A 17,442-nucleotide genomic window follows, 5' to 3' on the forward strand; every position below is an offset into this window, starting at 1 on the left:
CACCCCCGGCACCGCGGACGGCTCCGCCGCGGGGGCCGGAGGTGGCGGTCTCGCACGGCCCGCCTCCCCGGCGCCCCCGGGGCCGTCCTCTACGGTGCGAGTACGGCGGCGACTCGCGCGACTCGGAGCCCAGCGGGGGGTGACCATGAACCCGGTTCTCGAACCACTGATCAAGACCGTGCGGGCGACCCACCCGAAGGTCGACGTACGGTTGCTGGAGCGCGCCTACGAGGTGGCCGCCCACCATCACCGCGACCAGAAGCGCAAGAGCGGCGATCCCTACATCACCCACCCCCTGGCCGTCGCCACCATCCTCGCCGAGCTGGGCATGCAGGAGCCGACGCTGGCCGCCGCCCTGCTGCACGACACCGTCGAGGACACCTCCTACACCCTCGACCAGCTGCGTGCCGAGTTCGGCGACGAGATCGCCGAACTCGTCGATGGCGTCACCAAGCTCGACAAGGTCAAGTACGGCGAGGCCACCCAGGCCGAGACCGTCCGCAAGATGGTCGTGGCGATGTCCCGCGACATCAAGGTGCTGGTCATCAAGCTGTGCGACCGGCTGCACAACATGCGGACCCTGCGCTACCTGCCGCAGCGCAAGCGCGAGCAGAAGGCGCGCGAGACCCTGGAGATCTTCGCCCCCCTGGCGCACCGCCTCGGCATGAACACCATCAAGTGGGAGCTGGAGGACCTCGCGTTCGCCACGCTCTACCCCAAACGCTTCGACGAGATCGCCCGCCTGGTCTCCGAGCGCGCCCCCCGTCGCGACGTCTACCTGCAGGACGTCATCGAGGCCGTCTCCGCCGACCTTCGCGAGGCCAGGATCAAGGCGACGGTGCGCGGGCGCCCCAAGCACTACTACTCGATCTACCAGAAGATGATCGCCCGCAACTGCGGCTTCGACGAGATCTACGACCTCGTCGCGGTGCGGGTACTGGTCGACAGCGTCCGCGACTGCTACGCGGCACTGGGCACCATCCACGCGCGGTGGAACCCGGTCCCGGGGCGGTTCAAGGACTACATCGCCATGCCGAAGTTCAACATGTACCAGTCGCTGCACACGACGGTCATCGGTCCTTCGGGCAACCCGGTCGAACTGCAGATCCGCACCCGCGCGATGCACCGGCGCGCCGAGTACGGCATCGCCGCGCACTGGAAGTACAAGGAGGACCGCGCCACCGGCGGCAAGGAGAGCACCAGGTCCAAGGGCGCCGGGGACATGGCCTGGCTGCGCCAGCTCATCGACTGGCAGCAGGAGACCAAGGACCCCGGCGAGTTCCTCGACTCGCTGCGCTTCGACCTGTCGGTGCAGGAGGTCTTCGTCTTCACCCCCAAGGGCGACGTCATCGCCCTGCCGCAGGGCGCCACCGCGGTCGACTTCGCCTACGCGGTGCACACCGAGGTCGGGCACCGGACCGTGGGCGCGCGCGTCAACGGGCGGCTGGTCGCTCTGGAGAGCGAGCTGCACAACGGCGAGACGGTGGAGGTCCTCACCTCCAAGACCCCTGACGCCGGACCCAGCCGCGACTGGCTGAACTTCGTCAAGAGCGCGCGGGCCCGCAACAAGATCCGGCAGTGGTTCACCAAGGAGCGCCGAGAAGCCGCCATCGAGCAGGGCAAGGACGCCATCGCCCGGGTGATGCGCAAGCAGGAGCTGCCCATCAAGCGGCTGTTCAGCGGCGAAGCCCTGATCGCCCTGGCCCGCGACCTGCGCTACGGCGACGTGGACGCGCTGTACGCCGCCGTCGGCGAGGGGCATATCGGCGCGCAGAACGTCGTGCAGAAGCTGGTGGACTCCCTCGGCGGGATCGAGAGCGCCGAGGAGGACATCGCCGAGTCCTCCCTGCCGACCCGCCCCAAGCCCAGGCAGCGCCCCGGCGGCAACCCCGGTGTCGTCGTGGAGGGCGACTCGGATGTGTGGGTGCGGCTGTCGCGGTGCTGCACACCGGTTCCCGGCGACGACATCGTCGGTTTCGTGACCCGGGGCAACGGCGTGTCGGTCCACCGCCGCGACTGCGTCAACACCCGGGCTCTGGACCCCGAGCGCATGGTGCACGTCGAGTGGCAGCCCACCGAGGACTCCATGTTCCTCGTGGCACTGCAGGTCGAGGCGCTGGACCGGTCGCGGCTGCTGTCCGATATCACCCGCGTCCTGTCCGACCAGCACGTCAACATCCTCTCGGCGACGGTGCAGACCAGCCGCGACCGGGTGGCGCTGAGCCGGTTCACCTTCGAGATGGCCGACCCCACCCACCTCGGCCACGTGCTGCGTGCGGTGCGTGGGGTCGACGGCGTCTACGACGTCTACCGGATGAAGAACTGAGCGGCGTGTCGGCCCTGCCCTCGTCGCAGGGCGGCCATACTGCCGAGTATGTTGAAGCTCTCACTGGACGCACTCGCCCGCAAACACCTCGACACGGCGGCCAGGTCGTCGGCCGGACGCAGCGCTGAGACGTTCTACGGCGGACACGAGCACGTCCTGCGGCAGACCCTGATCGCGCTGATGCGCGGCAACTCCCTGTCGGGGCACGAAACCCCGGGCGAGTCCACCCTGTACGTCCTCAACGGTCGGGTGCGGCTGACCTCGGACACCGACATGTGGGAGGCGCGGACGGGCGACGTGCTGATCCTGCCCTCCGCCGAGCACGCCATCGAGGCGCTGGAGGAGTCGGTCGTGGTCCTGACCGTGGCGATGCCCAAGACGGACGAGGGCACCTGGGCCCAGGAGTGAACCCCGCGGCACACCACGACCTGCCGCGGAGCTCCACCTCAGCGCATCAGCTCATCTCGTCGAGCGTCTTCTCGGCCTCGGTCAGCCAGGAGCGGCGGGCCTCCAGCGCGTCGGTGACCTCGCGGACCTTGCGGTCGCTGCCGCCGACACGGGCCTTCTCCAGCTTCGCCTCCAACTCGGCGATGGAGTCGCGCAGCTGGGCGACCGTGGCCTCGGCACGGGCGCGCGCCTCGGGATTGGTGCGCTCCCACTCCTTCTCCTCGGCCTTGCGGACGCCCTCCTCGATCTTGCGGAAGGCACCCTCCAACCGGTCCCGGGCGTCGCGCGGCAGCGGGCCGGCCTCCTCCCAGGCCTCCTGGAAGGCGCGCAGCCTCGCGCGGGCCTCGCGCGGGTCGGCGATCGCGGAGATCTCCTGGCGGGCCTCCTCCAGGATCTTCTCCTTGGCCTCCGCGTTGACCTGCAGTTCGGCATCGCGCTCGGCGAAGACCGCGTTGCGGGCCTGGAAGAAGCGGTCCTGGGCGGCCTTGAACCGGGCCCACAGCTTGTCCTCGCTGGTCCGGTCGGCCCGGCCGGTGGCCTTCCACTGCTGCATCAGGTCCCGGTAGCGCCCGGCCGTGGGACCCCACTCGGTGGAGTCGGCCAGGGCCTCGGCCTCGGCGACGATCTGCTCCTTGTCCTTGCGGATCTGCTCGCGCTGCTGGTCCAGCCCGGCGAAGTAGGCCTTGCGGCGCTTGGAGAACGCGTTGCGGGCGGCGGACATGCGCTTCCACAGCGCCTGCTCGGTGGGGCGGTCGGCGCGCGGCGCGGCCTTCCACTCGTCGATCAACTGACGCATCCGCTCGCCGCCGGTCTTCCAGTGCGTGGTCTCCTCGGCCACGCGCTCCGCCTCGGCGACGATGCGCTCCTTGATGTCGCGCGCCTCGGTGCGAGCCGCCTCCTGGGCGTGCTTCTGCTCGACCTTGCGCTGCTCCGCCCGCTCGGTGAGGGCGTCCAGCCGACGCTCCAACCCGTCGAGGTCGCCGACCGCGTTGGCGTCCCGCACGGCGGTGCGCAGCTTCTCAACGCTGGACAGCGCCTGGCCCGCCGACAGGTCGGTGGTGCGGAGTCGGTTCTCCAGCAGGTCGACCTCGGTCACCAGGGCGTCGTACTTGCGGCGGAAGAACGCGAGGGCCTCCTCGGGCGCGCCGGCCTGCCACGAACCGACGACACGTTCGCCCTCGCTCGTGCGCACGTAGACCGTGCCGTCGTCGTCTACGCGGCCCCAGGGGTCCGTGGTCACCGTGTCCTCCAGCTGTGATGTGCCTGACGCCGCGGCGTCGGGTCGTGTGTGTCGCGGCAGCCTACAACCTGATGTGCCGGGTCCGGTTGCGCACTCCGGCAGGCAGGGACTGACACGACGATGCATATGCACAATATCCGTACACAATGTCGGATATCGAGCTTGTCCGACTACTGTTATCGCATCTCAGCGGGGTGGACCAGCGGGTGTCGAACGCGTTGGCCGCAGCGCCGGGATGTCGGCCCGCCCCGGACTCCGGGTCCCGGAAGACCGGCCGAGATATGACGACGACCAATATGGCATCGACGGGCCGTCTGGCAAAGGGCCAAGTGGCGCGCGGTGATCGAATGGTGATGAAGCGGTACCGCCGCGACCCGCCGCGGAGGCCCCCGCAGGCCCGGGGGAACCACGAGGGTCACCGTCCCCGCCCACCGGAGGCCCGGACGGTGCGCGAATACCCGGTCGCCCCCCACCCCCTGTCCTCGGTACCCTCGGGGATAGGGACAGGGCCGCCCGCGCGGACGCCGCCGGACCGTCTCCACGCCCGGCCCCGCGAACACCCCGTGATCCACCGACAACGAATCGAGGACGACCCCGCCGTGCTCATCGCCGCCTTTCCCGCCGGTCCGCTCGCCGCGAACTGCTACGTGGCCGCACCGGCCAAGGGCGCGGGGTGCGTCGTCATCGATCCCGGCCAGGACGCCTCCGCCGGACTGCGCAAGCTGCTGGACGAACACGACCTCCGCCCCGAGGCGGTCCTGCTCACCCACGGCCACTTCGACCACGTCTGGTCGGCCGCCCAGGTGGGCGCGGCCCACGGTGTCCCCGTCCACATCCACTCCGCCGACCGCGCGCTGCTCACCGACCCGGCCAAGGGCCTCGACCCCGGCCTGGCCGCGCAACTGTCCGGCCTGCTGGGCGACGCCACCCCGGGAGAACCCGACGACCTGGTGGAACTGTCCGGCGGCGAGGAGCTGGACCACGCCGGACTGCGCATCACCGTCGAGCACGTCCCCGGCCACACCCCCGGCTCGGTCACCTTCGCCCTGCCGGGCGGCGACGAGCACCCCGGCATCCTGTTCACCGGCGACCTGCTGTTCGCGGGCTCCATCGGCCGCACCGACTTCCCCGGCGGCGACCACGCCGAGATCCTGCGCAGCCTGGACCGCGTCTGCCGCGATCACCCCGACGACACCGCGGTGCTCCCCGGTCACGGCCCCCAGACCACCATCGGCCGCGAGCGCGCCACCAACCCGTTCCTGCGAGATATCGCCGGCCGCTAGGGCATGATCCACAGAACTCGCCCCGGCCCGGTGCCCCGCATCGTCCGGGTCGGCCGCGCCGTCCACCGGCGCCACCACCGTGATCACCCCGGCCGCACCGTCCGAGGAACGGCCTGAGCCGGTCGGACACCGCCGTCATCGGGGGCGACCGAGGCCCGAGGCCGACCCGCGTGTGTGATCGAGGCGGTGGCCGAGATGGGTCGGGACTTCGCGCGCGTCAGGCAAGATGAGTTGTACTTGAGAACGTTGAAGGAGAACTCCGTTGATCCGCACGCACGACGCCGGTGCCCTGCGCGCCGAACATGCCGACGAGACCGTCGTCTTGGCCGGGTGGGTGGCACGCCGCCGGGACCACGGCGGCGTCGTCTTCCTCGACCTGCGCGAAGCTTCCGGCGTGGTCCAGGTGGTGGTACGCGAGGACGACCTCGCCCATGACCTGCGTGCCGAGTACTGCCTCAAGGTGACCGGCAAGGTCCGCATCCGGCCTGAGGGCAACGAGAACCCCGAGATCGCCACGGGTGCGGTCGAGGTCGTCGCCGACGAGATCGAGGTGCTGAGCGAGGCGGCTCCGCTGCCGTTCCCGCTGGACGGCTCCCAGGAGATCTCGGAGGAGGCTCGGCTCCGCTATCGCTACCTCGACATCCGGCGTCCCGAGCGCGCCGGCGCGCTGCGCACGCGCTCTACCGCCACCTATGCGGTGCACGACGTGATGCGCGAGCATGGTTTCGTCAACATCGAGACACCGAACCTCACGCGTTCGACGCCCGAGGGTGCGCGCGACTTCCTGGTACCGGTGCGGTTGCAGCCGGGCCATTGGTACGCGCTGCCGCAGTCGCCCCAGCTGTTCAAGCAACTGCTGATGGTCGGCGGCATGGAGCGCTACTACCAGATCGCTCGTTGCTTCCGGGACGAGGACTTCCGTGCCGACCGGCAGCCGGAGTTCACCCAGATCGACATCGAGATGAGCTTCGTCGACCAGGACGACGTCATCCAGGTGGGCGAGGAGCTCGTCGCGCGCCTGTGGAGCGAGGTACTGGGATACGAGGTCCCGCTGCCGCTGCCGCGCATGCCGTACTTCGAGGCCATGGACCGCTTCGGTTCGGACAAGCCCGACCTGCGCTTCGGTCAGGAGCTTACCGAGCTCACCGAGTACTTCGCCGAAACCCCGTTCCGTGTCTTCCAGGCACCCTACGTCGGCGGCGTCGTCATGCCCGGCGGTGCGACCCAGACCCGCAAGGAGCTCGACGGCTGGCAGGACTGGGCGAAGGCACGCGGCGCCAAGGGCCTCGCCTACGTGCTGGTTCAGGAGGACGGCACGCTCGGCGGGCCGGTGGCCAAGAACCTGGCGGAAGAGGAGCGTGCCGGACTCGTCGGCGTCGTCGGCGCGAAGCCGGGCGACGCCGTGTTCTTCGCGGCCGGTGAGCGCAAAGCCTCGCAGGAGTTGCTCGGTGCCGCCCGCCTGGAGATCGGCCGTCGGCTCGGCCTCATCGACGAGTCTCAGTGGTCGTTCCTGTGGATCGTCGACGCCCCGATGTTCGAAGAGGACGGCGAAGGCGGCTGGACTTCGGTGCATCATCCCTTCACCGGGCCCAAGCCGGAGTGGGCGGACACCTTCCACACCGACCCGGGCAACGCCCTGGCCTATGCCTACGACATGGTGTGCAACGGTTCGGAGATCGGTGGCGGCTCGATCCGTATCCACCGGGGCGAGGTCCAGCAGCGAGTCTTCGACGTTCTGGGCATCAGCAAGGCCGAAGCGGAATCGAAGTTCGGCTTCCTCCTGGAAGCTTTCAAGTTCGGGCCGCCCCCGCACGGCGGGATCGCCTTCGGGTGGGACCGGATCATCGCCCTGCTGACAGAGAGCGAGTCCATCCGCGACGTCATCGCATTCCCGAAGACCGCGTCGGGTGGCGACCCGCTCACCGGTGCTCCGACTCCGATCACCGTCTTCCAGCGCCGTGAGGCCGGAATCGACGCCGACCCGGAGACGGGTAAGGAGAAAGCGGAGGCGGAGCCGGCCGAGTAGGCGGCCGGTTCGTCGCCTTAGCCGAACCGTGGCGGAGCGGAGGAGTGGGGTGGAGGCACGGGTGCCTCCACCCCACAGATGTCGTACCCCCGCCTCCGTGGATCTCGGGAGAACGGTTCGAATTCTCGCCGGAATTCGAACCGTTCTCCCGAGATCCACGGGCGAGGGCCCGGCGGGGGTTTCCGGTGAGATCTGGACGATGCCCTGTGAGCCGCGCGGGTGGACGCGTACTGTGGGGGCGGGGTTCCCGCCCCCTGGGGTGGCTGATGTGCTGAGGGGTGGTGCGAAGGTCTACCTCTTCGCTGCGCCGCATTGCAGGCAGCAGATGGTCTCACTGTCGGGGTTGCTGTGGCTGCACAGGCGGCAGGTCCAGTTGCGGATGATCAGGTGCGGTCGACTGATTCCCCTGGTGCGGGCTGTTGATTCGCACATGAATGAATTGTAGATCCCTGAACCTTCGTAAAGATCGGTGCAATTTGGCCGGTTTCGGCATGTTTCGGTCGGCTGTGTTGTGGTGCGGGAGGGGCGCCCGCCGATCCGTGGTGATCACGGATCGCTCGTCGGGACCCGCGGGGGAGTGGAGGCTGAATGGCGGTCCTGTGCCGTAGCCTTGGTCGTGAGCAATGCGGGGCCATCGGGGGCCTGGTCACGTCGCAGTAACGATTGCGGAAAGATGCCCCCTCCTCCGCGGGTCGATTCGATGGGGTTTTTCCCTTATGACTGATTTTTGTGCAGTCGTTATGAAATGTCGTACAAGGTCGGAGGCGGGATCGGCGTACCGCGGGCGCATTGTGGGACGCGTCCGCCATCTGCCCTGACAGGCGGTCCTGTCGGTAAACTAAGCCGAATCGGAGGTCTCTGGGGAGAGCGTGCACTGGCGCGGGTGGAGACGTCCGGGACGACACAGGGATGATCGATTACGTGAACGGCACAACCGGCTCAACCGGTGGCTTCGCCGGTTCCTCCGCAGTGCCCGGCGCCGACCCGGCCCGGTCGGGAGATCACGTCGGCGCGGCGTTCCGGCACGCCCCGATCGCCATGCTCGTCGCCGACAGCGGGGGACACATCCTGGAGGCGAACGGAGCGTTCGGCGCGGTCGCGGACCGGGCGCCGGCCTCGCTCCGCGGCCGGTGCTGGCCCGAACTGCTGGCGGAAGGGGACAGGGCGACCGCCTGGGACCTGCATCGCGACGCACTGTCCTCTGCGGGAAGCGGCGGGTCGCGCGTCCTGCGCCTGGACATCCCAGGAGGCGCGCCCCTGCGGATGGTCGTCGAACTCCGCGGACTCGCCTCACCGCACAGCTCGCAGCGCAGCCCGGGCGACACCGCGAACGGATCGGGTGACGGGGACGGGGACGGAAGCGCGCACGGCAGCGGCAACGGGAACGCGGCCGCATCCGGTGGATCCGCCGACCCCGCCCACTCCGTTCCCTCGGCACGGTCCGGTGACGGTGGCGGTGACACCCCCGCCGGTGCCGACATCGGCGGAGACGGCGATCCCACCGCCGTTGCCGTGCTGTTCCGCGAGCCGCTGCCCGACGAAGAGACCCTGCGCGTCATCACCGAGCTGCGCACCGAGAACTCCGGCGCCGTGCTGTGGACACTCGACCTGCGCACCGGGCGGCTCGGCGAGCTGTTCGGCCCCTCACCGCTGGGCCGCATGCTCAGCGACGACGCCCGCGATCTGGAGGACTGCCTGGCGCGCGTCCACCGCGACGACATCGCCCGCGTGCGCGACGCGCTGGAAGCATCCCACCAGGGCCGCGACTACGAGCAGCGGTTCCGCATGTTCGACCGGACCGGTGAGGAGCGCTCGCTGCACGCCCGCGCCCGCTTCGTCGACGGCGAGCGTCCCCGGCTGATCGGCATCATCGACGACGTCACCGAGCACGTGCAGCTGGTCCGCCGCCTCGCCGACCGGCGCAGAATCGAGGCCGCGCAAGGGCGCCAGGTCACCGAACTGGCAGCGAAACTTGTCTCGGCCACCACCATCGACGAGGTCACCGGCCTCCTCACCGACGAGTTCGTGCCGATCTTCGGAGGCACCAGCGCGCACGTCATGCTCGTCGTCGACGGCGCCCTGCGGGCGTCCCCCGCCTCCAGTCGCAAGAGCGAAGCGATCGCGATGATCGACGGCCGCGACGCCGCAGACACCGCCTACCCGATGGGCGCCGTCGTCCAGGACCGCCAGCCCCGCTTCTTCGAGAGCCGCGCCGAAGCGGTGGAACGCTTCCCCGCGGCCGCGGAGATCCTGCACCACACGAGCGCGCAGTCCTGGGCCACGGTTCCGATCTTCGGCGACCGCCGGGTCGCCCTCGGCGTCTGGCAGGTCGCCTGGAACCAGCCCCACCACGCCACACCCGACGAGCGCGCGCTCATGCTCACCCTCGCCGGGCTGGCCGGGCAGGCGTTGCAGCGGGTCAGCCGCCAGCAGGCCGAGCTGGAGCTCGCCGACGCCATGCAGCGGCGCATGCTGCCGCCGCTGATCCCCGGGTTCGCCGCCCTCGACATCGCCGTCCGCTACCTGCCCGCCCGCGCCGGGTGGCGGGTCTGCGGCGACTTCTACGACGTCATCAAGCTCCCCGACGACAAGGTCGGCCTGGTCGTGGGGGATGTCCAGGGCCACGGTGTGGAGGCGGCGGCCGCGATGGGCCAGATCCGGGTGGCCTTTCGGGCCTACGCCACCAACCAGAGCGACCCCGGAACCGTCCTCGCCGAGACCAACCGCCTGCTCGGCGAGACCGGCGAGATCGTCTTCGCGACCTGCGGCTACCTCGTGCTCGACCTTGCCAGTGGCGAGATGCAGGCGGCCTGGGCAGGGCAGCCCCCGGCCGTGATCGGCACGGCCGACGGCTTCGAGCTGTGGGAACCGGAGACCGGCCCGCCCGTGGGCGTCGAGGCCGACGTCAAGTACCCGGTCTCGACACGGCGGCTGCGGGTCGGCGAGTGCCTGCTGGTGTGTTCCGACGGACTCGTCGAGAGCTCGGAGTGCACCATGGACGACGGTCTGGAGCAGGTGGGGGTCGTGCTGCGCGACCAGGCGGACAGCGTCGGCGTGCAGGGCATCGCGAGCGCTCTGACCGAGCTGGTCCCCGCGGGGCGCGGTGACGACATCGCCATCCTGGTGGTCCGGATGGCCGGGGCTGGCTCCCGCGACTAGCGCGGGCGGGCGGGAGGACGCGCCCCTAGCTCGCCTCGCCTACGCTGGGAGACGTGTCCGAAACACTGTTCGATGATGCCGGTGCCGAAGCGCAGCGCAGCCAGGAGCCCCTTGCCGTCCGGATGCGTCCGCGGGCGCTCGACGAGGTCGCGGGGCAGCGGCACCTGCTGGGGGACGGCAGCCCGCTGCGGCGGCTGGTCGAGGACGACGCCCCCATGTCGCTGTTCCTGTGGGGCCCGCCCGGGACCGGGAAGACGACGCTCGCCACCGTCGTCAGCCGGGTGACCCGGCGCCGGTTCGTGGAGCTGTCCGCCGTGACTGCCGGGGTCAAGGACGTCCGCGCCGTCATCGACGACGCCCGCCGCCAGATGGGCATGCGCGGCACCCGCACGCTGCTCTTCGTCGACGAGGTGCACCGCTTCAACAAGACGCAGCAGGACGCGCTCCTGCCCGCCGTGGAGAACCGCTGGGTGAGCTTCATCGGCGCGACCACCGAGAACCCGTTCTTCTCCGTGGTCAGTCCCCTGCTGTCCCGCTCGCTGCTGCTCACGCTTGAGTCGTTGGGGGACGACGACGTCCGCCTGCTCCTCGACCGCGCGCTCACCGACGCGCGGGGGCTGGCCGGGAGCCACACCCTGGCCCAGGACGCGGCCGACCACCTGGTGCGGCTCGCCGGCGGCGACGGGCGCCGGTCGCTGACCTACCTGGAGGCCGCCGCCCTGGTCGCCGGGGAGCGCGCCGAGATCACCGTCGACGACGTGGAGCGCGCGGTCGACCGGCACGCGGTGCGCTACGACCGGTCCGGTGACCAGCACTACGACGTCATCAGCGCGTTCATCAAGAGCATGCGCGGCAGCGACCCCGACGCGGCTCTGCACTACCTGGCCCGGATGATCGAGGCGGGGGAGGACCCCCGCTTCATCGCCCGCCGCCTCGTCGTGCACGCCAGCGAGGACGTCGGGATGGCCGATCCCACCGCGCTGCAGGTCGCGGTCGCCGCGGCCCAGGCCGTGGAGCTCGTCGGCCTGCCCGAGGCCAGGATCAACCTGGCCCAGGCGGTCATCCACATCTCGCTGGCGCCCAAGTCCAACGCCGTCATCAGCGCGATCGGCGCGGCAGAGGGCGATGTCCGCAAGGGCCTGGCCGGACCGGTCCCGCCGCACCTGCGCGACGGGCACTACAAGGGGGCGAAGGAGCTCGGCCACGGCAAGGGGTACAAGTACGCCCACGACTACCCGGGCGGTGTGGCCCCGCAGCAGCACGCCCCCGACGGCATCGCCGGCCGCGAGTACTACACGCCCACCACGCACGGCGCCGAACGCCGCTTCGGCGAGGTGCTGCAGCGGCTGCGGAACGTCCTGCGCGGGGAGTGAACCGCGCTATTCCACCGGCTGCGGGAACAGTTCGGTGATCCTGACGATCGTCCGCTGCCCGTCGTCGTCCCGGGCCTCGGCGAACTCCACCTCGGCGATGACGATGTCGCCCCACCCGAGGTAGTCGATGAACTCCTGGCCGGTCATCTCGTAGGTGCCGCGGCCGTCCTCGATGTGGCCGGGGCCGGGCCGGCAGAACCGGGCGCACCGCACCTCGGCCTCCGGGTCGATCACGGCCGTCCGCCGCTCGCTGCGCCCGGTCTCGTCCCACTGCGCCGCCCAGTCCCGCTGGGTGAGGAACCCCGGGTCGCCCTCCGGGGCGTCGTCCTTGTGCTGCTCGCGTTCGACCTCGACGTAGACCCACGGCCCGTCGACGGGGTTGTCCTGCTGGGTCGGGTCGAAGCGCACCACCGTGGTGCCCTCCTCCTGGTCCGGGGCGGGTGAGGCCGTCACGGGAGCCGCGGTCTCCTCCGGCCCGCCGCCCAGGGCGCCGTAGGCCGCCCACGCGCCGCCACCGAGGAGCGCGAGCGCCACCGCCGCGCCGACGGCGGCGAAGGCGGCCTTGCCCGGCCGTACGTCCGGGCCTTCCTGGACGGTGATCACGCGGGGGAGCCGCGCCGGCTCCACGACGCCCTGCCACTCCCGGGTCAGCACACGGGTGACCGCCGTACCCGGCACCGCCCGGTCCTCTCCCCGCTGACGCTCGGCCTGCAGGTCGCTCTGCTCCCAGACGGCGATGGCGGCCCCGATGAGCTCGCGGACGGTCGGTCGATCGGCCGGGTCCTTGGCCAGGGCGCGGGAGACCAGCGGCAGCAGGTCGGCGGGGACACCGGTGAGGTCGGGTTCCCCGTCGGCCACGCGGCCGGCCACGATGTGCGGCTCGGCCAGGCCGAAGGGGAGCCGTCCGGTCGCGGCGAATGCCATCACCCCGCCCCACGCGAACACGTCCGCGGCCGGGCCGGGCGGAGCGCCGGCGTGCCGCTCGGGGCTCAGCCAGGTGGCCGCGGCCGAGCGCAGGTGCTCGTCGTCGCCGGGCAGGGCGCAGTCGAGGATGCGCGGCCCCCCGGTGCCGAGCAGCACGTTGCTGGGCTTGAGGTCGCCGTGCGCGACCTGCTTGGCGTGCAGCGCCAGGATTCCCTCGGCCAGCCCCGCCGCCAGTGCGATGAGTCGGCCCGGCCCCAGCGCGCCCCGCCGCCGGACGTACTGGGCCAGCGGAATGCCCGACACGTAGCCCATGGCGATCCAGGGCGGTGAGGCGTGGGCGTCGAAGGCGATGGGCGGGACGTAGCAGCGGCCGTCGACGTGGGACAGGGCCTCCAGGCGCCGGTGCAGCAGGTCGCGGGTGGCGTCGTCGGCGAGGTGCGGGGAGCTCAGCGCTTTGACGGCGACGAGCGGGTCGTCGGTGACGGTCGGGTTGACCGCCGCGTAGACGCTCCCCGTCCCGCCGGAGCCGACTCTGCCGATCACCAGGTAGGGCCCGAGCCGACGGGGCTCGGCCCGGCTGAGCGGGAGGAGGTTCGGTGGTACCAGAACGGAGATCTCGCGCTGCGAACGTCGGCTCATGGGGGTCCTGTCGTTCTTTCCGTCGTGCCCCGGGGGATCGGGGGAGGGGAACTCGGCGGCGCAATCGTAGCCAAATCATGTCCTTCCACTCGGATTCTCCGCCATCCGCCCCGGTTCGTCGATGTCCGGCGGGTACCCCCCGCCGCGGGGAGCTGCGGCGATTCCGGTCAGGGGCCGTCCCGGAGGCCGCGGACCGCAACCGCCTCCGGCTCGACCGCGGGTGCTCCGGGCCGCCCGCATCGCGGCCGTGCCGATCCGGTGCCGCGGACATGGCGCGGTGTCGTTCTTGTCTCTCTCCCCAGCAGGCACAGTTCGGTGACGCGCAGCGGGGAAGCGCCTGACCGCCGCATGGGACGCGATAGGGTCTGCCCTATTCCGATCTTCCGGCCCCCACCCACGCGAGCGTGATCGAGCGAGCCCCTGACCGGAGATCGAACGACCCCGATCGTCGATACGGAGCCCTCATGCTGACCGGAGGAGAGCTGGCCGCCCTCATCGCCGCCGTGGTCTGGACGGTTCTGGTCGCGTTCCTCTGCGTGACCCTCGTCAAGCTCACACGGCTGTTGTCGGAGATGACCAAGGTCGTCTCCGAGTTGGGTGAACGCGCTCGGCCGCTGCTGGACGACGTCGCCTCCACCGTGGAGCGCACCGGCACGTCCCTCGACCGCGTCGAGGAGATCACCGCCAACGTCGCCAACACCACCGAGGACGTCTCCACGATGACCGCGCTGACGCGGTCGGTGTTCACCGGACCACTGGTCAAGATCGCGTCGTTCACCTACGCGGTGCGCCGCGTGATGGGCCAGCGCCGAGCCCTGGCCGTGGTCCGCAGCCGCCGCAGGAAGGAGCGCCGATGATCGGGCGAATCTTCTATCTGGTCGCGGGCGCGGCCATCGGCGGGTATGTTGTGCACAGGCTCAACCGCACGGCACGTGCGTGGAGCCCGGGCGGTATCGCCGACCGCGTCGAGGGCCATGTCGCAGATCACCGCGCCGCCCTCCGCGAGTTCAACGAGGACGTCGTGGACGCCATGGAACACCGCGAGGCCCAGTTGTGGCGCCTCTATGGTGACGGGAACCCCGGCGGCGCGGGGAGGCAACGGCCGCCCGGCCGATCCGCACTCCCGGCCGGCAGAGCAAACGAATCGCATGGCGCAATCGACGCCCCCGACCTGAAGGACGGCCGCTGATGGAGACGGCAGAAATCGCTCGCCGCTTCCTCGCTTTCTTCGAGAACAACGGGCACACCGTGGTCCCTTCGGCCAGCCTGGTCTCCGAGGACCCCACACTGCTGCTGGTGAACGCAGGCATGGTGCCGTTCAAGCCGTATTTCCTCGGCCAGCGGACACCGCCCTACGCCCGCGCCGCCAGCGCACAGAAGTGCGTGCGCACCATTGACATCGACGAAGTGGGGAAGACCTCCCGGCACGCCTCCTTCTTCCAGATGCTGGGCAACTTCTCCTTCGGCGACTACTTCAAGGCCGAGGTCATCCCGTTCGCCTGGAAGCTGCTCACCGACTCCGCCGAGGACGGCGGCTTCGGGCTCGACCCGGAGCGGCTGTGGGTCACCGTCTTCTTCGACGACGACGAGGCCGAGTCCATCTGGCGCGACAAGGTCGGCGTCCCCAGCGAGCGCATCCAGCGCCGCGGCATGGAGGACAACTTCTGGTCGATGGGCGTCCCCGGCCCCTGCGGTCCCTGCTCGGAGATCTACTACGACCGCGGCCCCGAGTACGGCGTCGAGGGCGGCCCCGTCGCCGACGAGAACCGCTACCTCGAAGTGTGGAACCTCGTGTTCATGCAGTACGAGCGCGGCCCCGGGTCGGGCAAGACCGACTTCGAGATCCTCGGCGACCTGCCCAAGAAGAACATCGACACCGGCATGGGCCTGGAACGCATGGCCGCCATCCTGCAGGGCGTCGACAACATCTACGAGACCGACACCCTGGGCACCATCCTCAGGCACGCCGCCGAGCTGTCCGGCACCGAGTACGGCGCCAACGAGAAGGTCGACGTCGGCCTCCGCGTCGTCGCCGACCACGTGCGCACCGCCACCATGCTGGTCGCCGACGGCGTCACGCCCGGCAACGAGAAGCGCGGCTACGTGCTCCGGCGCATCCTGCGCCGCTCCATCCGCAACATGCGGCTGCTGTCCGGCACCGCCGAGGACCGCCACTTCATGCACGACCTGACCGCCACCGCGATCCGGGTCATGGGCGACCTCTACCCCGAACTGCGCGGCAACGCCGAGACCATCCACAGCGTCATCGACGCCGAAGAGAAGAACTTCTCCGACACGCTCCGGTCCGGAACCACCCTGTTCAACCGCGCCGCCGAGCGCACCAAGGCCGGCGGCCACACGCAGTTCTCCGGTGCCGACGCCTTCCAGCTCCACGACACCTACGGCTTCCCCATCGACCTCACCCTGGAGATGGCGGCCGAACAGGGGCTCAGCGTCGACGAGGACACCTTCCGCTCGCTCATGCAGGAGCAGCGCGACACCGCCAAGCGCGACGCCAAGGCCAAGAAGCTCGGCAACGCCGACATCAGCGTCTACGCGCGGCTGCTCGACGGCTCCGGCACCACCGACTTCCTCGGCTACACCGACCACGAGAGCGAGGCCCGCGTCCTGGGCCTGATCGTCGACGGCGAACCGGTCACCGTGGCGCGGGCGGGTGACCGGGTCGAGGTCGTCCTCGACCGCACCCCGTTCTACGCCGAGAGCGGCGGCCAACTCGCCGACAAGGGCAGCATCGCCGCCGACGGCCGCGGCGTCGTCGACGTCGACGACGTGCAGAAGCCCATCCCCGGGCTGTTCGTCCACCGGGGCGCGGTCCGCGTAGGCGAGCTCGCCGTCGACGACCAGGTCCACGCCGTCATCGACAGCGGTCGGCGAGCGTCCGTCTCCCGGTCGCACTCCGCCACCCACCTGATCCACTCGGCGCTGCGCAACGCCCTGGGCAGCGGCACCGGCCAGGCCGGGTCGGAGAACCAGCCCGGGCGGCTGCGCTTCGACTTCACCGCGAACAAGGCGCTCACCCCCGGGGAGATGGCCGAGGTCGAGGAGGAGGTCAACACCGTCCTGTCCGGCGACATCCAGGTGCGCGACTTCCAGACCACCCTGGACGAGGCGCTGGCCATGGGCGCCCTGGCCATGTTCGGGGAGAAGTACGGCGACCGTGTCCGCGTCGTGGAGATGAGCGACTACTCCCGTGAGCTGTGCGGCGGCACGCACGTCGCCGCCACCGGCCAGCTCGGCATCGTCAAGCTGCTCGGCGAGTCCTCGGTGGGCTCCGGTGTGCGCCGGGTCGAGGCCGCGGTCGGCCTCGACGCGTTCCGCCGCCTGTCCCGGGAGTCGATGCTCGTCGGCCAGCTGTCCGAGCAGCTCAAGACGCCGCGCGAGGAGCTGCCGCAGCGTATCGACGCGATGGTGTCCCGGCTGCGGTCCGCGGAGAAGGAGATCGAGAAGCTGCGCGCCGCCCAGGTCCTGCAGGCCGCCGGCGGGCTCGCGCACAGCGCCCGCGCGGTCGGCGGGGCACGCGTGGTGACCCATCGGGTCGACGACGGTGTCACAGGCGACGACCTGCGCAAACTCGTCCTCGACGTGCGCGGGCGCCTCGGCGAGGACGGCCCCGTCGTCGTGGCCGTGGCCGGTGTGCCCAAGGACCGCCCGGTCGTCGTGGTCGCCGTCAACAAGGCCGGCCGGGAGGGCGGCCTGGCGGCCGGTGAACTCGTCGGTGTCGCCGCCCGTGTTCTGGGTGGGGGCGGCGGCGGAAAGGCCGACGTCGCCCAGGGCGGCGGAACCGACGCCTCCGCCGTCGACGCGGCCCTGCGCGCGGTGGAACAGCGGATTTCCGAGACTCTGTGATCTCATGGTGGATGTGTCGGCCGCCCGGTGGCCGACACATCCCGTGGGTTGTCTGGACGAAGACCGCGCAACGCGGTCGAACATCCCCGTGCGAGCCGACCGGCGCGTCCGTTCGCCCGATACGCCCGCAGTCACGCGGGGGAGGAAGGAATGCGAGA

General features: G+C 70.7%; 12 protein-coding genes. 9 read left to right on the top strand and 3 right to left on the bottom strand.

The window, feature by feature from the left end; genetic code table 11:
• The first annotated feature begins 145 nt into the window (after positions 1–145).
• Together HNR23_RS05570 and HNR23_RS05575 are read left to right on the top strand one after the other, a co-directional pair.
• Positions 146–2,326: a RelA/SpoT family protein gene (locus HNR23_RS05570; RefSeq protein ID WP_184074157.1), complete on the top strand. Its 2,181-nt coding sequence runs from the start codon at positions 146–148 to the stop codon at positions 2,324–2,326.
• Positions 2,327–2,374: 48 nt separating this feature from the next.
• The gene (locus HNR23_RS05575) at positions 2,375–2,734 is read left to right on the top strand and encodes a cupin domain-containing protein (protein WP_184074159.1); all 360 of its coding nucleotides are present in this window, start codon (positions 2,375–2,377) and stop codon (positions 2,732–2,734) included.
• Positions 2,735–2,780: 46 nt separating this feature from the next.
• Here HNR23_RS05575 and HNR23_RS05580 read toward each other — a convergent pair whose 3' ends face one another.
• Positions 2,781–4,013: a DUF349 domain-containing protein gene (locus HNR23_RS05580; RefSeq protein WP_184074161.1), complete on the bottom strand. Its 1,233-nt coding sequence runs from the start codon at positions 4,011–4,013 to the stop codon at positions 2,781–2,783.
• Between the two features lie 599 nt (positions 4,014–4,612).
• On the opposite strand from HNR23_RS05580, the gene HNR23_RS05585 reads away from it, so the two are divergent.
• Together HNR23_RS05585 and aspS are read left to right on the top strand one after the other, a co-directional pair.
• A complete protein-coding gene (locus HNR23_RS05585; protein ID WP_184079951.1) occupies positions 4,613–5,296 on the top strand; it encodes an MBL fold metallo-hydrolase in 684 nt (227 codons plus the stop codon).
• 262 nt (positions 5,297–5,558) lie between these two features.
• Positions 5,559–7,322: an aspartate--tRNA ligase gene (gene aspS / locus HNR23_RS05590; protein ID WP_184074163.1), complete on the top strand. Its 1,764-nt coding sequence runs from the start codon at positions 5,559–5,561 to the stop codon at positions 7,320–7,322.
• 291 nt (positions 7,323–7,613) lie between these two features.
• On the opposite strand, the gene HNR23_RS05595 is transcribed toward aspS, so the two are convergent.
• Positions 7,614–7,754 carry a hypothetical protein gene (locus HNR23_RS05595; protein ID WP_184074164.1) on the bottom strand — a complete coding sequence of 47 codons (141 nt, stop codon included), beginning with the start codon at positions 7,752–7,754 and terminating at the stop codon, positions 7,614–7,616.
• A gap of 489 nt (positions 7,755–8,243) precedes the next feature.
• Between HNR23_RS05595 and HNR23_RS05600 the strand changes: the two genes are divergently transcribed.
• On the top strand, positions 8,244–10,481 hold the full coding sequence (locus HNR23_RS05600; RefSeq protein ID WP_394353747.1) for a SpoIIE family protein phosphatase: 2,238 nt from the start codon (positions 8,244–8,246) through the stop codon (positions 10,479–10,481).
• Positions 10,482–10,534: 53 nt separating this feature from the next.
• On the top strand, positions 10,535–11,854 hold the full coding sequence (locus tag HNR23_RS05605; RefSeq protein ID WP_184074166.1) for an AAA family ATPase: 1,320 nt from the start codon (positions 10,535–10,537) through the stop codon (positions 11,852–11,854).
• 6 nt (positions 11,855–11,860) lie between these two features.
• Here the strand turns inward: HNR23_RS05605 and HNR23_RS05610 are convergent, their stop codons facing one another.
• On the bottom strand, positions 11,861–13,417 hold the full coding sequence (locus tag HNR23_RS05610) for a serine/threonine-protein kinase (RefSeq protein WP_184074167.1): 1,557 nt from the start codon (positions 13,415–13,417) through the stop codon (positions 11,861–11,863).
• A 464-nt stretch (positions 13,418–13,881) separates the two neighbouring features.
• Here HNR23_RS05610 and HNR23_RS05615 point away from each other — a divergent pair, with 464 nt between their 5' ends.
• From HNR23_RS05615 to alaS, 3 genes are read left to right on the top strand one after another with little or no spacing between them, the layout of a single operon-like run.
• Positions 13,882–14,274: a DUF948 domain-containing protein gene (locus tag HNR23_RS05615; protein ID WP_184074168.1), complete on the top strand. Its 393-nt coding sequence runs from the start codon at positions 13,882–13,884 to the stop codon at positions 14,272–14,274.
• Positions 14,271–14,606, top strand: coding sequence for a hypothetical protein (locus HNR23_RS05620; protein WP_184074169.1), 336 nt, complete (start codon positions 14,271–14,273; stop codon positions 14,604–14,606). The genes HNR23_RS05615 and HNR23_RS05620 overlap by 4 nt, the downstream gene beginning before the upstream one ends.
• On the top strand, positions 14,606–17,284 hold the full coding sequence (gene alaS, locus HNR23_RS05625) for an alanine--tRNA ligase (RefSeq protein WP_184074170.1): 2,679 nt from the start codon (positions 14,606–14,608) through the stop codon (positions 17,282–17,284). The genes HNR23_RS05620 and alaS overlap by 1 nt, the downstream gene beginning before the upstream one ends.
• Positions 17,285–17,442: the final 158 nt, after the last annotated feature.

Origin of the sequence: Nocardiopsis mwathae, assembly GCF_014201195.1 — a bacterium.
Lineage (GTDB): Bacteria > Actinomycetota > Actinomycetes > Streptosporangiales > Streptosporangiaceae > Nocardiopsis_C > Nocardiopsis_C mwathae.

Coding starts and splice junctions, on each gene's coding strand:
- HNR23_RS05595 (WP_184074164.1), bottom strand. CDS start 7,754: ATGTGCGAATCAACAGCCCGCACCAGGGGAATCAGTCGACCGCACCTG.
- HNR23_RS05570 (WP_184074157.1), top strand. CDS start 146: ATGAACCCGGTTCTCGAACCACTGATCAAGACCGTGCGGGCGACCCAC.
- HNR23_RS05575 (WP_184074159.1), top strand. CDS start 2,375: ATGTTGAAGCTCTCACTGGACGCACTCGCCCGCAAACACCTCGACACG.
- HNR23_RS05610 (WP_184074167.1), bottom strand. CDS start 13,417: ATGAGCCGACGTTCGCAGCGCGAGATCTCCGTTCTGGTACCACCGAAC.
- HNR23_RS05620 (WP_184074169.1), top strand. CDS start 14,271: ATGATCGGGCGAATCTTCTATCTGGTCGCGGGCGCGGCCATCGGCGGG.
- HNR23_RS05615 (WP_184074168.1), top strand. CDS start 13,882: ATGCTGACCGGAGGAGAGCTGGCCGCCCTCATCGCCGCCGTGGTCTGG.
- alaS (WP_184074170.1), top strand. CDS start 14,606: ATGGAGACGGCAGAAATCGCTCGCCGCTTCCTCGCTTTCTTCGAGAAC.